General features: G+C 69.9%; 13 protein-coding genes. 8 read left to right on the forward strand and 5 right to left on the reverse strand.

The window, feature by feature from the left end; translation table 11 throughout:
- Window positions 1-48: 48 nt before the first annotated feature.
- From ACYBYQ_RS10455 to ACYBYQ_RS10465, 3 genes are read left to right on the forward strand one after another with little or no spacing between them, the layout of a single operon-like run.
- Window positions 49-1407: an acyclic terpene utilization AtuA family protein gene (locus ACYBYQ_RS10455; protein WP_459614055.1), complete on the forward strand. Its 1359-nt coding sequence runs from the start codon at window positions 49-51 to the stop codon at window positions 1405-1407.
- On the forward strand, window positions 1407-1769 hold the full coding sequence (locus ACYBYQ_RS10460; protein WP_459614057.1) for an AtuA-related protein: 363 nt from the start codon (window positions 1407-1409) through the stop codon (window positions 1767-1769). The genes ACYBYQ_RS10455 and ACYBYQ_RS10460 overlap by 1 nt, the downstream gene beginning before the upstream one ends.
- A 39-nt stretch (window positions 1770-1808) precedes the next feature.
- Window positions 1809-2777, forward strand: a complete 969-nt coding sequence (locus tag ACYBYQ_RS10465; protein ID WP_459614059.1) for a Bug family tripartite tricarboxylate transporter substrate binding protein — start codon at window positions 1809-1811, stop codon at window positions 2775-2777.
- 109 nt (window positions 2778-2886) lie between these two features.
- On the opposite strand, the gene ACYBYQ_RS10470 is transcribed toward ACYBYQ_RS10465, so the two are convergent.
- On the reverse strand, window positions 2887-3663 hold the full coding sequence (locus tag ACYBYQ_RS10470) for a ferredoxin--NADP reductase (RefSeq protein WP_459614061.1): 777 nt from the start codon (window positions 3661-3663) through the stop codon (window positions 2887-2889).
- Window positions 3664-3955: 292 nt separating this feature from the next.
- On the opposite strand from ACYBYQ_RS10470, the gene ACYBYQ_RS10475 reads away from it, so the two are divergent.
- The 4 genes from ACYBYQ_RS10475 (at window position 3956) to ACYBYQ_RS10490 (ending at window position 8675) form a co-directional block, all read left to right on the forward strand.
- A complete protein-coding gene (locus tag ACYBYQ_RS10475) occupies window positions 3956-5002 on the forward strand; it encodes a Fe(3+) ABC transporter substrate-binding protein (protein ID WP_459614063.1) in 1047 nt (348 codons plus the stop codon).
- Between the two features lie 103 nt (window positions 5003-5105).
- Window positions 5106-6776, forward strand: a complete 1671-nt coding sequence (locus ACYBYQ_RS10480) for an ABC transporter permease (protein ID WP_459614065.1) — start codon at window positions 5106-5108, stop codon at window positions 6774-6776.
- A 5-nt stretch (window positions 6777-6781) separates the two neighbouring features.
- Window positions 6782-7558, forward strand: coding sequence for an ABC transporter ATP-binding protein (locus ACYBYQ_RS10485; RefSeq protein WP_459614067.1), 777 nt, complete (start codon window positions 6782-6784; stop codon window positions 7556-7558).
- A 94-nt stretch (window positions 7559-7652) separates the two neighbouring features.
- A complete protein-coding gene (locus ACYBYQ_RS10490) occupies window positions 7653-8675 on the forward strand; it encodes an alpha/beta fold hydrolase (RefSeq protein ID WP_459614068.1) in 1023 nt (340 codons plus the stop codon).
- A gap of 3 nt (window positions 8676-8678) precedes the next feature.
- Here ACYBYQ_RS10490 and ACYBYQ_RS10495 read toward each other — a convergent pair whose 3' ends face one another.
- Both ACYBYQ_RS10495 and ACYBYQ_RS10500 read right to left on the reverse strand, forming a co-directional pair.
- Window positions 8679-9590: a pirin family protein gene (locus ACYBYQ_RS10495; RefSeq protein ID WP_459614070.1), complete on the reverse strand. Its 912-nt coding sequence runs from the start codon at window positions 9588-9590 to the stop codon at window positions 8679-8681.
- Window positions 9591-9707: 117 nt separating this feature from the next.
- Entirely contained in the window at window positions 9708-10415 is a 708-nt protein-coding gene (locus ACYBYQ_RS10500; RefSeq protein WP_459614072.1) for a pirin family protein, read from the reverse strand.
- A 144-nt stretch (window positions 10416-10559) separates the two neighbouring features.
- Between ACYBYQ_RS10500 and ACYBYQ_RS10505 the strand changes: the two genes are divergently transcribed.
- Window positions 10560-11483 carry a LysR family transcriptional regulator gene (locus ACYBYQ_RS10505; RefSeq protein ID WP_459614074.1) on the forward strand — a complete coding sequence of 308 codons (924 nt, stop codon included), beginning with the start codon at window positions 10560-10562 and terminating at the stop codon, window positions 11481-11483.
- 40 nt (window positions 11484-11523) lie between these two features.
- Here the strand turns inward: ACYBYQ_RS10505 and ntrC are convergent, their stop codons facing one another.
- On the reverse strand, window positions 11524-13014 hold the full coding sequence (gene ntrC / locus ACYBYQ_RS10510) for a nitrogen regulation protein NR(I) (protein ID WP_459614076.1): 1491 nt from the start codon (window positions 13012-13014) through the stop codon (window positions 11524-11526).
- Window positions 13011-14078, reverse strand: a complete 1068-nt coding sequence (gene glnL, locus ACYBYQ_RS10515; RefSeq protein WP_459618755.1) for a nitrogen regulation protein NR(II) — start codon at window positions 14076-14078, stop codon at window positions 13011-13013. Before glnL ends, ntrC begins: the two co-directional genes overlap by 4 nt.
- Between the last annotated feature and the right edge of the window lie 38 nt (window positions 14079-14116).

Raw genomic sequence — 14116 nt, forward strand, 5'->3', positions numbered from 1 at the left:
AGTGCCCGGCATCAGACATAGAATCAGGCGCCGCGCGCCAGGAGACACATGCCCGCCCTGCCCCCACCCTGCCTCGTCGGCTGCGCCACGGGCTTTTCCGGAGACCGCACGGATGGTGCGCCGCCGCTGGTGCGCGCGCTGGCCGAACGCGGCGGCGGCACGCTGATATTCGAGACGCTGGCCGAACGCACGCTCGCCCTGGCCCAGCTGGCGCGCAACCAGGACCCGGCGCAGGGCTACGAACCGCTGCTGGACGAACTGGTGGGGCCGGTGCTGGGCGACTGCCTGCGCCACGGCATCCGCATCGTCAGCAACTTCGGCGCTGCCAATCCGCCCGGGGCGGCGCGCCGCATCGCGGCGCTGGCGGCCGAACAGGGCCTGCCGGCCCCGCGCATCGCCACGATCCATGGCGACCAGCTCGACACGCCCGAGCAGCGCGCGCTGCTGCGCGAGCGCCTGGGGCCCATGCTCGACGGGCTGGACGTGGTCAGCGCCAATGCCTACCTGGGCGCGGCCGAGATCGCCGACGCGCTGCGTGCCGGCGCACAGATCGTGGTGGCCGGCCGCGTGGCCGACCCCTCGCTCACCGTGGGCCCGGTGCTGGCCCACTACGGCTGGCGCGCCGACGACTGGCCGCGCCTGGGGCGCGCCACCATGGCGGGCCACATGCTGGAATGCGGCACGCAGGTCACGGGCGGCTATTTCGCCGTCCCGGGGCTGAAAGACGTCGAAGGGTTGCATGAAACCGGCTTTCCCATTGCCGAGATCGATGCCGACGGCGGCTTCGTCATCGGCAAGCCCCCGGGCACCGGCGGCAGGGTCGACGCGCGCACCGTCAAGGAACAATTGCTGTACGAAGTGCACGATCCGGCGCGCTACCTCACGCCCGACGTGGTAGCCGACCTCAGCCAGGCCCGGGTGGAAGAGCCGGCCCCCGATCGGGTGGCGGTGCACGGCATCACCGGCCATCCGCGGCCGGACGAGCTGAAGGTGAATGTGTGCTATCGCGGCGGCTGGCTGGCCGAGGCCGAGATCTCGTACGCCGGGGTCCAGGCCGAGGCGCGGGCGCGGCTGGCAGGCGAGATCGTGGCCCGGCGCATCGGGCCTGCGCTCAGGCTGCGCATCGACCTCATCGGCGCGCTCAGCATCCTGGCCGACGACGGCGGCGCCATGCAGCGCGAACGCCGCCCCACGCAGGCCCCCGACGTGCGCCTGCGCGTGGCCGCCGAACATGCGGATCGCCACGTCGCCGAGCGCGTGCTGCGCGAGGTCACGGCGCTTTATTGCTGCGGCCCGGCCGGCGGCGGCGGCGTGCGCACGGCGCTGCGCCCGCGGCTGAACATGGTGTCCTGCACCATCCCGCGCGACGCGGTGGCGGCCGGCTGGACCCTGCTGGAGGAACACTGATGGCAGACACGCTCATGGTGCCGCTCTACCGCCTGGGCCACAGCCGCTCCGGCGACAAGGGCGACACCTCCAACCTCAGCCTGATCGCCTGGGACAGCGCGTGCTATGCCGTGCTGCAGGCCGAGGCCACGGAGGCCCGCGTGGCCGAGTGGTTCGCATACCGGCGTCCGCGGCGCGTCACCCGCTACCTGCTGCCCGGCCTGCAAGCCATGAACTTCGTGCTCGAAGGCGTGCTCGACGGCGGCGTGAACGACGCGCTCAACCTCGACGCCCATGGCAAGAGCCTGTCCTTCCATCTGCTGGCGCTGGAAGTTCCGGTGCCGGCGCAGCTTGCTGCACGCCTGCCCGACATACCGGGCTGATCTTTCCCCTACCCATAACGACACACAGGAGACTCGACCATGCCATTTCCCAGCCTGCACCGACTGGCCGCGCTGTGCGCTGCCGCCGCCCTGCCGTTGGCGGCCGCTGCGCAGGATTTCCCCGCCAAGCCCATCACGTTCATCGTGCCCTTCGCGGCAGGCAGCGCCACCGACCAGATCGGCCGCGCCATCGGCCAGGGCGTCACCGAGCAGACCGGGCAGGCCGTGGTCATCGAGAACCGCTCGGGCGCCAGCGCCATGATCGGGGCCCAGGCGGCGGCGCGCGCGCGCGCCGACGGGTATACCGTGCTGATCACGACCAACACCACGCATGCGGCCAACGAGCATCTGTACAAGACGCTGCAATACGATCCCGTGAAGGACTTCGCGCCCCTCGCCCTGCTTGGCAAGGGCGGCCAGATCATGGTGGTGAATCCCTCATCCTCCGCCACGACGGTCACGGAATTCCTGGAGCTGGCGCGCAAGCAGCCCGGCAAGCTGAGCTTCGGCAGCGGCAGCTCCAGCAGCCGCATCGCGGGCGAACTGCTGCAGCAGATGACCGGCGTGCAGCTCCTGCACGTGCCCTACAAGAGCAATCCGCTGGCCGTGACCGACCTGCTGGGCGGGCAGATCGACATGATGATCACGGACGCGGCCACGGGGCTGCCCCAGGTGAAGTCGGGCAAGCTGCGCGCGCTGGGCGTCACGGGCCTGAAGCGCTCGCCCCTGGCGCCGGACGTGCCCACCATCGACGAGGCGGGCGTGAAGGGTTATGAAATGGGGTATTGGTTCGCCGCCTATGCGCCGGCCGGCACGCCCGAGCCGGTGATCGAACGCCTGAACCAGCTGCTGGTCAAGGCCACCGAGAGCCAGGCTGCGCGCCAATTCTACGAGTCCACCGGCACCGAGCCGGCCACTTCCACGCCGGCGGAACTGGCAGCCTTCCAGCAGGCCGAATCGAAAAAGTGGGGCGAGATCATCCGCAAGGCGGGCATTCAGCCCGAATAGGCGGATGCCAACAGGCGGCAGGCGCTGCCACGCGCCCGCCCCGAATGGCAAGGCGCCAGGCACCCGACGGGTGGCTGGCTCCTTTTTTCGTGCGGCCGGCGGCCCGCGCCTATTTCTCGACGAACGCCCGTTCGAAGACGTAGTCGCCGGGCTCGCCCACGCCGGGCGAGACCACGAAGCCACGCTGGTCGAGCAGCGCGCGGATGTCGGCCAGCATGTGCGGGCTGCCGCAGATCATGGCGCGATCGGTCTCGGGGTTCAGCGGCGGCAGGCCCACGTCTGCGCACAGCTTGCCGCTTTCCAGCAGGTGCGTGATGCGCCCCTGGTTGCGGAACGGCTCGCGGGTGACGGTGGGATAGTAGACGAGCTTGTCGCGCACCACGTCGCCGAAGAATTCGTTCTGCGGCAGTTCCTTCTCGATGAAGTCGGCGTAGGCCAGTTCGCTGACCCAGCGCACGCCGTGCACCAGCACCACCTTCTCGAAGCGCTCATAGACTTCGGGATCCTTGATGATGCTCATGAACGGCGCAAGGCCGGTGCCGGTGCCGAGCAGGAACAGGTTCTTGCCGGGCTTGAGATCGTCGACCACCAGCGTGCCCACGGGCTTGCGGCTGACCAGGATGGTGTCGCCTTCCTTGAGGTGCTGCAGGCGCGAGGTGAGCGGACCGTCCTGCACCTTGATGCTGAAGAACTCGAGGTTCTCCTCGTAGTTGGCGCTGGCGATGCTGTAGGCGCGCAGCAGCGGCTTGCCCTCGACTTCCAGGCCGATCATCACGAAGTGGCCATTGTGAAACCGCAGGCTGGCGTCACGGGTGGTGGTGAAGGAAAACAGGGTGTCGTTCCAGTGGCGCACGCTGAGCACGCGCTCGGTATTGAAAGCTGCCATGTCGTTCAGAAGGAGTGCGACGGCGTCGCCGCGGCTGGGCCGCGCGGCGGAAAAGTCGCGCGCGGACGAGGGAGACAAACCCCGATTCTACCCCATCCACTTGATAACCGATCTCATTAATCGGTAATACCCTTATGCCTTTCCCCGGGGTTGCCGCCCCGGCGGGCGCGGCGGACCGAATGCTGTCGGGAAGTTGAATGCGCCCGGACTTCCTGTTATTGTCGCTGCCTCAGTTGATAATCATTTGCGTTAACCGGCCGCCCTGAACCGGCCCCTTCCTAGCGGAGTTCCCATGACCGTCAAGCGCACCCTCCTGCCGCTCCTGCGCGCCCTGGCCCTCGCCGGCGCTGCCGCGCTGCCGGCCGCCCAGGCCCTCGCGGCCGACGAGGTCAGTCTCTACACCACCCGGGAGCCCAAGCTGATCCAGCCGCTGCTCGATGCGTTCACCAAGGATACCGGCGTCAAGGTGAACACGGTGTTCGTGAAGGACGGCCTGCTGGAACGCGTGAAGGCCGAAGGAGACAAGTCGCCTGCCGACGTGCTCATGACCGTGGACATCGGCAACCTGATCGACCTCGTCGACGGCGGCGTGGCACAGCCCGTCCGGTCGGAAGCGCTGAACAGCGTGATCCCGCAGAACCTGCGCGGCGCCGACGGCTCCTGGTACGCGCTGTCGCTGCGCGACCGTGTCCTGTACGTCGAGAAGGACCTGGATCTCTCCAGTTTCCACTACGAAGACCTGGCCGATCCGAAGTGGAAGGGCAAGGTCTGCATCCGCTCGGGCCAGCATCCCTACAACACCGCGCTCGTCGCCGCCATGATCGCGCACGACGGGGCCGAGGCCACCGAGAAATGGCTGCGCGGCGTCAAGGCCAACCTGGCCCGCAAGGCTGCCGGCGGCGACCGCGACGTGGCGCGGGACATCCTGGGCGGCATCTGCGACATCGGCCTGGCCAATGCGTATTACGTGGGCCACATGAAGAATGCCGAGCCCGGCACCGACGCGCGCAAATGGGGCGACGCCATCAAGGTGGTGCGCCCCACTTTCGCCAACGACAAGAGCGGAGGCACGCACGTCAACGTCAGCGGTGCGGTCGTCGCGCGGCACGCGCCCCACAAGGACAACGCGGTCAAGCTGCTCGAGTACCTGGTTTCCGAGCCGGCCCAGACCCTGTACGCGCAGGCCAACTACGAATATCCCATCCGCAAGGGCGTGAAGCTGGATCCGGTGGTGGCCAGCTTCGGCGAGCTGCGCATCGATCCGCTGCCGGTTGCCGAGGTGGCCAAGTACCGCAAGCAGGCCAGCGAGCTGGTCGACAAGGTCGGCTTCGACAACTGACGCGCCGGCAGCCGGATGCGCGGGCGTTCCCACGGACGCCCGCGCACCGCCGCCCCACAAGTCCCGAAGGCGGCCGGCAGGCCGCCTGGTGTTTTCAAGACGCATGCATACCCTTACATTGCCGCGCGCCCTGCGTCCCCGCTCGGCCGAGCGCGGCACGGGATGGCTGGCCGGCGCGCTGCTGATCGCGCTGGCCGTGCTGTCGCCGCTCGCAGCCCTGGCCTGGTGGGCCCTGGACGCAGACCTGGCGCACTGGACGCACCTGGCGGCCAACGTGCTGCCGCATGCGCTCGCCAACACCGTCGTGCTGCTCGCGGGCGTGGGCGTGCTGGTGACCCTGCTGGGCACGGGCGCCGCCTGGCTGGTCGCCGCCTACGAATTCCCGACCCGCCGCGTGCTGACCTGGGCCCTGTTGCTGCCGCTGGCCGTGCCCACGTACATCATCGCCTTCGCCTACCTCGACCTGCTGCATCCCATCGGGCCCGTGCAGACCGCGCTGCGGGCCATGCTGGGCTACGACAGCCCGCGCCAGTTCAGGCTGCCCGATCTGCGGTCGATCTACGGCGCCATCTTCGTGCTGGGCTTCGTGCTGTATCCCTACGTGTACCTCAGCACGCGCGTCATGTTCATGACCCAGGCCGCCAGCCTGCTGGAAGCGGCGCGCACGCTGGGCGCCGGACGCGCAGGCGTGTTCCTGCGGGTGGCGCTGCCCCTGGCCCGCCCGGCCATCGCCGTGGGCGTCAGCCTGGCCCTGCTCGAGACCCTGAACGACATCGGCGCCTCGGAGTTCCTGGGCGTGCAGACGCTCACCGTCTCGGTCTACACCACCTGGATCACCCGCTCCGACCTGGCCGGCGCGGCGCAGATCGCGCTGACCATGCTGCTCATCGTCGTCGGCCTGATCCTGCTGGAGCGCCGCGGCCGCAAGCGCCAGCGCTATGCCAACACGCAGCGCATGCGGCCCATGCAGCCGCATCGCCTGCGCGGCGCGGCCGCGCTGCTGGCCGTGGCGCTGGGATGGATCCCGGTGCTGCTGGGCTTCGTGGCACCGGCGCTGTACCTGGTGGCGGAAACGGCCAAGCGGCTGCACCTGGTGGGCGGCGTGTCCGACCAATTGCTGGCGGGGTTGGGCAACACCCTGGCATTGGCCGCGGCCGCCACGGTGACCACGCTGCTGTGCGGGCTGGTGGTGGCCTGGGCCGGGCGCACGCTGCGCGAAAGTGCCCGGTTCAACCCGGGCCGGGCCTGCGCCCGCGTGGCCAGCCTGGGCTATGCGGTGCCCGGCACCGTGCTGGCCATCGGCCTGCTCACGCCCTTCACCCTGATCGACCACCTGGCCGCCGACCTGTTCTCGCTCGACCGGCTCATCCTCATGGGCTCGATGGGCGCGCTGGTGATTGCCTACACGCTGCGTTTCCTGGCGATTTCCGCCGGCGGCATCGAAGCCGGCCTGGCGCGCATCCCGCCCTCGCTGGAACAGGCGTCGCGCCTGCTGGGCGAATCCGCCTCGGGCACGCTGCGCCGCGTGCACCTGCCGCTGCTGCGCCCGGCACTGGCGGCCGCGGCCCTGCTGGTGTTCGTCGATGCCATGAAGGAGCTGCCCGCCACCCTGCTGCTGCGCCCCATGAATTTCGACACGCTGGCCACCTGGCTGTATGCCGAGGCCGCGCGCGGCACCTACGAGGAAGGCGCCGTGGCGGCGCTCGCCATCGTGGCCGCGGGCCTGCTGCCCGTGGTGCTGCTGGCGCGCACCAACCTGAAGATAGGACATTGACATACGTGGCCGACCTGCTCGAACTCGATCGCATCAACCTGGGCTACGACACGCCGCAGGGCCTGAAGACCGTGGTGCAGGAACTCTCGCTGGGGCTGCCTGCGGGCCACATAGGCTGCCTACTGGGGCAGTCCGGCTGCGGCAAGACCACGGTGCTGCGCGCCATCGCCGGATTCGAGCCCGTACGCGCCGGCCGCATCGTGCTCGACGGCGTGGAGATCTCCTCCGCCGCCGTGCACCTGGCGCCGGAGAAGCGCCGGGTGGGCATGATGTTCCAGGATTACGCACTGTTCCCCCACCTCACGGCGGCCGAGAACGTGGCCTTCGGCCTGCGCCGACTGCCGCGCGCGGAGCGCGCGGCACGCGTGGCCGGGATGCTGGAGCTCGTGGGCCTGTCCGCCGCGGCGGACAGCTATCCCCACGAAATGTCCGGCGGGCAGCAGCAGCGCGTGGCGCTGGCGCGGGCGCTCGCGCCCTCGCCCGACCTGCTGCTGCTGGACGAACCCTTTTCCAACCTCGACGTGGACACCCGCGAGCGCCTGGCCTTCGAGGTGCGGGAGATCCTGCAGCGCACCGGGCATACGGCCATCCTGGTCACGCACAACCAGGCCGAGGCATTCGCCATTGCAGACCGCATCGCGGTGATGGCCAACGGGCGCATCGAGCAATGGGACACGCCCTACAATCTGCATCATCATCCCGCCACCGACTACGTGCGCGACTTCATCCGCCCGCAGGCGCTGGCCGAGCAGCGCCAGCAGGCCTACGCCCGCGGCCGCTGAATCCGGCGCCGCGAGGAACCGCCGGCGCCGGCCGGCGGTCGCATGCAAGGCGCAACCGCGCGCCCGATCCACCCTGCAACCAAGAGAGGACCGCATGCCCCGATACCGATACGCCTTTGCCGCCGCTGCCGCCCTGCTGTGCGCCGCCGCTGTCCATGCCCAGCCTGCCGTGCCCGACTACGGTCCCATGCTGGAGCGTTTCGACTATCCCTATCCGGTAGGCCGGTTCGCCCTGCAGAGCCAGGGCCAGTCGCTGTCGATGGCCTACATGGACGTGCGGCCCGCCCAGCCCAACGGGCGCACCGTGGTGCTGCTGCACGGCAAGAACTTCTGCGGGGCCACATGGGAAGGCACCATCGCCGCCCTGGCCCGGCACGGCTATCGCGTGGTGGCGCCCGACCAGATCGGCTTCTGCAAGTCCAGCAAGCCGGCAGGCTACCAGTACAGCTTCCACCAGCTGGCCCGCAACACCCATGCCCTGCTGCAGAGCCTGGGCATCGAACGCGCCGTGGTGATGGGACACTCGATGGGCGGCATGCTGGCCTCGCGCTACGCCCTGATGTATCCGCAGCAGACCGATGCGCTGGTGATGGTGAACCCCATCGGCCTGGAAGACTGGAAGGCCAGGGGCGTGCCTTACCGCAGCGTCGACGAATGGTATGCGCGCGAGCTCAAGACCAGCTTCGACGGCATCAAGCGCTACCAGCAGCAGACCTATTACGCCGGAACCTGGAAGCCCGAGTACGACCGCTGGGTGCAGATGGCGGCGGGCATGTACCAGGGCGCCGGCCGCGAGCAGGTGGCCTGGAGCCAGGCCCTCACCTACGACATGGTGTACACCCAGCCCGTGGTGCACGAGTTCGGCCAGATCCGGGTGCCCACGCTGCTGCTGATCGGCGAGCGCGACAACACGGCGCCGGGCAAGGATGCGGCAACGCCCGAGGTTGCGGCCACGCTGGGCAATTACGCCGAACTGGGGCCCGCGGCGGCGCGCGCCATCCCCGGGGCGCGCCTCGTCACCTTTGCCGACCTGGGCCACTCCCCGCAGATCCAGGATCCGCAGCGCTTCCACGAGGCGCTGCTGGAGTCGCTGCGAACCCTGCTGCCGGCGCGTTGACGCTCAGGCGCGCGGCGCCGGCAGCGGGATGAACTCGGTCTCGTCGCCCGGCACCGTCTGGCCGAACCTGTCGCGCGTCCAGTCCTGCTTGGCCTGCTCGATGCGGTCGGCCCGGCTCGACACGAAGTTCCACCACACGAAGCGGGGCCCGTCCAGCGGCTCCCCGCCCACCACCGCAAAGCGTGCCGGCGCGCCGCCGGCTGCGGTGAGGGTGACCGGCCGGCCTGCGGCGAACACCAGCAGCCGCCCTGCCTCGTGTTCCACGCCTTCCACGCTGACCCGGCCTTCTGCCAGATAGGCGGCGCGCTCTTCGTGCTCGGCCGGCAGCACCACGCTGGCGCCCGGCTGCAGCTGGATGTCGCCGTAGAACAGCGGCGACAGCGTGCGCACGCCGGAGGTCCGGCCGAACAGGGTGCCGGCCACCACCTGGGCGCGCACGCCCTCGCCCTCCACGACCGGCTGCGCCTCGGTGCCGTAATGCACGAACCCGGGGTCGGTTTCCTCATGCTGCTGGGGCAGCGCCACCCACATCTGCAGCCCGTACAGCCGTTCCGCCACCGCGCGCCTCTCGGGTGAGGAGCGTTCCGAATGCACGATGCCGCGGCCGGCCGTCATCCAGTTCACTTCGCCGGGCAGTATGGTCTGGGTATTGCCCGCGCCGTCGCGGTGCACCAGCGAACCGTCGAACAGGTAGGTCACGGTGGCCAGCCCGATGTGCGGGTGGGGCCGCACGTCGATGCCCGCGCCGGCCGGCAGCACCGCAGGGCCCATCTCGTCCAGGAACACGAAGGGTCCCACCGTGCGCCGCTGCGCCGAAGGCAGCGCCCGCCGCACCTCGAAATTGCCGATGTCGCTGGTACGCGGCACCACCAGGGTCTCGATTGCGCCACCGGGCGCCGGGGATAGCGTCGTCATGCGGATTCTCCAGTGAAAACTGCGGCGATGCGCCGGGCGCCGCATCGGGCGCCCGGGCATCTCATACCTTACATCCGAGGCATGGCCCCGAGGTGTCCGACACCTCGTTGCCCTGCTTCAGGCGCCCGGCGCCATGTCGAAGACCAGCACTTCGGCGCCGCTGCCCTGCCCCAGCACGACGGCGGGCTCGTCCTGCAGGGCCAGGCCGTCGCCCGCCGTCATGGCATGGCCATTGACGGTGAGCGTGCCGCGGGCCAGGTGCACCCACGCGAGGCGCCCGGGGGCCAGCTTCAGCTCGGCCTGCTCCGCGCCGTCGAACAGACCGACATAGAGCCGCGCATCCTGGTGTATGCGCATGGAGTCCTCGGCGCCGTCGGGCGAGACCACCAGGCGCAGGCGCCCGCGCTTCTCGGCCTCCGGCACCGGCTTCTCCTCGTACTCGGGCGTGATGCCGGTGACGTCGGGCTCGATCCAGATCTGCAGCAGGTGGGTCGGCCTGTCGGGCTGCGGGTTGAACTCCGAATGCAGCACGCCCCGGCCGGCGCTCATGCGCTGGACGTTGCCCGGCAGGATGGTGGAGCCGCTGCCCATGCTGTCCTTGTGCGCCACGGCGCCTTCCAGCACATAGGTGATGATCTCCATGTCGCGGTGGCCGTGCGTGCCGAAGCCGCGTCCGGCCGCGATGCGGTCGTCGTTGATCACGCGCAGCGGCCCGAAACCCATGTGGGCGGGATCGTAGTAGTTGGCGAAGGAGAAAGTGTGGTGGGTATCGAGCCAGCCGTGGTTGGCGTGGCCGCGCTCGGCACTGGGACGCAGGGTGATCATGGCGTACTCCTAGGTGGAAGGTTGATGCAGGCGGGGAGCCGTCCTGCACGTCATGGATGCCATTGTGCGCGCCGGTCCGTGCATTGAGAGCGCAAGGGTTTGATGAGATCATTCAAAACATTCGAACGATCCTGGAGGCCGGGAATGGCCGAGCACCCCATCACTCCCGAGCTGCTGGCCATGGTGGACACCATCGCGCGCCATGGCAGCTTCGCCCGGGCGGCGCGCGAGCTGGGCAAGGTGCCGTCCGCCGTGACCTATGCCGTACGCAAGCTGGAAGACCGGCTCGACGTGTTGCTGTTCGACCGCAGCGGCCATCGGGCCCGCCTGACGCCGGCGGGCGAGGCGCTGCTGCAGGAAGGCCGGCACGTGCTGCAGTCGCTGGAAGAGCTGGCCTACCGCGTCAAGCGCGTGGCGACCGGCTGGGAAGTGGAACTGCGCATCGCCGTCAGCGCGGTGCTGCCCTGGGGCCCGCTGTACGACCTGATCGAACAGTTCCGCGTGGCCGGCCCGGGCACCACGCTGCGCTTTTCCAGCGAGGTGCTCAGCGGCACCTGGGATGCGCTGGTATCGGGCCGCGCCGACCTCATCATCGGGGCGGATGCCGCCATCGCGCCCGCGGGGCGTTTCCGCGTGCAGGCCATGGGCCAGGCGCAGTTCGGGTTCTGCGTGGCGCCCCACCATCCGCTGGCCGCCCTGGGCCGGCCGCTCACCGCGCACGATATCGCCGCGCATTGCGCCGTGGTGGTGGGAGACACCTCGCGTGCGCTCCCGGCCCGCACGCGCGGCCTGCTGTCACGCCAGCCCATGATCGTGATGCCCAGCATGCAGGCCAAGATCGACGCCCAGATACGCGGCCTGGGCTGCGGCTACCTGCCCCTCACGCTGGCGGCGCCCTACCTGGCCCAGGGCCTGCTGGTGGCGTGCCCGACCGACGACACCAGCGTGCCGCTGAACGAGAACGTGGTCTATGCCTGGCAGGACCGCGCGCCGGGCGCCGCCCTGCAGTGGTGGCTGGAGAAACTGCGCTCGCCGCGCCTGTGCGAGCGCCTCCTGGGCCTGGCCTGAAGCCGGAGGCCGGGCCGCGGCATGGCGCGCGGCCGGCGCTTCACTCGTCTTCGATGCCGAGTTCGCGCAGCTTGCGCGTGATGGTGTTGCGGCCTATGCCCAGGCGGGAAGCCGCCTCGACGCGCCGGCCGCGGCTGGCATCCAGGGCGCTCTGCAGCAGGATCTTCTCGAACTGGCGCGTGAGCGTGGCCATGACGGCCGGTTCGCCCCGCTCCAGCCGGTGCTGCGCGTCGCGCAGCAAGGCATCCTGCCAGCTGTAGGCCGAGCCGTCGGACGTGGCGGGCAGCACCGTGCCGCCGCCCGCCGCCGGCTCCGCGCCGGCCGCGCGCGGCGCCGCCATGGCGGGCTGCTGGTGCTCCATGGCGCGGATCTCGGGCGGCAGGTCGTTGCGGTCTATGGTCTGGCCCGGCGCCATCACGGTTAGCCAGTGGCAGAAGTTCTCCAGCTGCCGCACGTTGCCGGGGAAATCGAACTTGGTGAGCACGGCGGTGGCTTCGGGCGTGAGCCGCTTCACCGGCACGCCCAGGGCCCGGGCGCTGGCCGCGAGGAAATGATTGGCCAGCGCGGGAATGTCTTCGACGCGCTCGCGCAGCGGCGGCAGGCGCAGCCGGATGACGTTGAGCCGGTGGAAGAGGTCTTCGCGGAACAGGCCCTGCTCGACGCGCTGCTCGAGCGGCTGGTGGGTGGCGGCCACGATGCGCACGTCCACGCGCACCGGCTGCGATCCGCCCACGCGGTAGAAGCTGCCCTCGGCCAGCACGCGCAGCAGGCGCGTCTGCAGCTCGATGGGCATGTCGCCGATCTCGTCGAGGAACAGCGTGCCGCCGTGGGCTTCCTCGAAGCGGCCGCGGCGCAGCGTGTTGGCGCCGGTGAAGGCGCCGCGTTCGTGGCCGAAGAGCTCGGCCTCGAGGAGGTCGCGGGGGATGGCGGCGGCATTCAGCGCCACGAACGGGCCGTTGGCGCGCGCGCCATGGCCGTGCAGTGCCCGCGCCACAAGTTCCTTGCCAGTGCCCGACTCGCCGGTGATCAGCACCGTGACCTTGGACTGCGCCAGCCGGCCGATGGCGCGGAAGACCTCCTGCATGGCCGTGGACGAGGACTGGGTCATCATCCAGCGCTCGCCGGTCTGCTGGCCGTCGCCGGCCCCGGCCGGCGCGTCGGGCTGCGGCTCGGATTCTTCCATCGCCCGCTGGATCAGCGCCACCGCCTCGTTCACGTCGAAGGGCTTGGCCAGATAATCGAAGGCGCCGCCCTGGAAGGCCGACACCGTGCTGTCGAGGTCGGCGAAGGCCGTCATGACGATCACCGGCAGCCCCGGATGGAGCTCCTTGATCTGGCGCAGCAATTCCAGGCCGTTGCCGCCGGGCATGCGGATGTCGGACACCAGCACCGAGGGCGTCTCGCGGCCCATGGCCTCGAGGACGTCGGACGCCTGGAAGAAGCTGCGGGTGGCGATGCCGGACCGCGCCAGCGCCTTTTCCAGCACCCAGCGTATGGCCTGATCGTCGTCGACTATCCAGACAGGTTTCATGAGTTGGGGGGCTCCATCGGTAGGATCAGGCGGAATTCCGTATGACGCGGGCGGGATTCGAATTCGATGATGCCTCCATGCTGCTGCACGAAATCCTGGGCCAGGCTCAGGCCCAGGCCGGTGCCGCCGGGACGGGCGGTGACCAGGGGGTGGAAGATGCGCTCCCGGATGTGCTCGGGCACGCCCGGGCCGTTGTCGATGATGGACAGCACCAGCGCCAGGCGGTGGTGCCGGTGCGCCAGCATGACCTGCCGCGCCACCCGGGTGCGCAGCGTGATCTGCGCGGGAGGAACGTCGGGGCCGGGTTTCTGCAGGGCGAGCTCCTGCGCGGCGTTGCGCGCCACGTTGAGCACGGCCTGCATCAGCCGTGCGGCGTCGCCGTGCAGGTCCGGCACGGAGGCGTCGTAGTCGCGCACCAGGCCCACGCTGTCGCGGAACTCGGCCTGGATCAATGCGCACACGCGCTCGCAGATCTCGTGGATGTTGACCGGCCGGGCGTTCAGCGGCACGCGCTGCGGGCCGCTGAGGCGGTCGACCAGGGCCTGCAGGCGATCGGCCTCGGAAATGATCACCTGGGTGTATTCGGCCAGCGCCGCACTGGGCAGCTCGGCTTCCAGCAGCTGGGCGGCGCCGCGCAGGCCCCCCAGCGGATTCTTGACCTCGTGCGCCAGGTTGCGCAGGAGCTCGCGATGCGATTCGATCTCGTCGACCAGCCGGCTGTTGCGGTCGGCCAGCATGCGTTGCTCGATTTCGCGGGTTTCGATGAGCACGGGCCAGGACTGGCCCGACAGCGCCACCGTGGTGACGGTGACTTCGACGGATTCGGTGTGCCGCCGCACGGACGACAGCTGGCGCACGTCGGCGAACTTGCCGGCGACTGCGCCGTCGATCGAGGATTGCAGGTCTTCGGGATGATCGAACAGCGACACGGCGGACTGCCCGCGCAATTGCTTGCGGGAGCGGCCGAACAGGTCTTCGGCGGCCGCGTTGGCGTATTCGATGTGGCCGCGTTCGTTCAGCAGGAAAACGGACGTGGCGAGTAAATCGAAGGCATCTACATTCATCATTCGAAGCACCGGGGCGGGAAAGTCGGCGGGCCGAC

It is taken from the genome of Bordetella sp. 2513F2, assembly GCF_054642735.1.

Bases quoted from the DNA above. Each gene is read 5' to 3' on its own strand.
- ACYBYQ_RS10455 (WP_459614055.1), top strand. From the start codon at position 49: ATGCCCGCCCTGCCCCCACCCTGCCTCGTCGGCTGCGCCACGGGCTTT.
- ACYBYQ_RS10460 (WP_459614057.1), top strand. From the start codon at position 1,407: ATGGCAGACACGCTCATGGTGCCGCTCTACCGCCTGGGCCACAGCCGC.
- ACYBYQ_RS10465 (WP_459614059.1), top strand. From the start codon at position 1,809: ATGCCATTTCCCAGCCTGCACCGACTGGCCGCGCTGTGCGCTGCCGCC.
- ACYBYQ_RS10470 (WP_459614061.1), bottom strand. From the start codon at position 3,663: ATGGCAGCTTTCAATACCGAGCGCGTGCTCAGCGTGCGCCACTGGAAC.
- ACYBYQ_RS10475 (WP_459614063.1), top strand. From the start codon at position 3,956: ATGACCGTCAAGCGCACCCTCCTGCCGCTCCTGCGCGCCCTGGCCCTC.
- ACYBYQ_RS10480 (WP_459614065.1), top strand. From the start codon at position 5,106: ATGCATACCCTTACATTGCCGCGCGCCCTGCGTCCCCGCTCGGCCGAG.
- ACYBYQ_RS10490 (WP_459614068.1), top strand. From the start codon at position 7,653: ATGCCCCGATACCGATACGCCTTTGCCGCCGCTGCCGCCCTGCTGTGC.
- ACYBYQ_RS10495 (WP_459614070.1), bottom strand. From the start codon at position 9,590: ATGACGACGCTATCCCCGGCGCCCGGTGGCGCAATCGAGACCCTGGTG.
- ACYBYQ_RS10500 (WP_459614072.1), bottom strand. From the start codon at position 10,415: ATGATCACCCTGCGTCCCAGTGCCGAGCGCGGCCACGCCAACCACGGC.
- ACYBYQ_RS10505 (WP_459614074.1), top strand. From the start codon at position 10,560: ATGGCCGAGCACCCCATCACTCCCGAGCTGCTGGCCATGGTGGACACC.
- ntrC (WP_459614076.1), bottom strand. From the start codon at position 13,014: ATGAAACCTGTCTGGATAGTCGACGACGATCAGGCCATACGCTGGGTG.
- glnL (WP_459618755.1), bottom strand. From the start codon at position 14,078: ATGAATGTAGATGCCTTCGATTTACTCGCCACGTCCGTTTTCCTGCTG.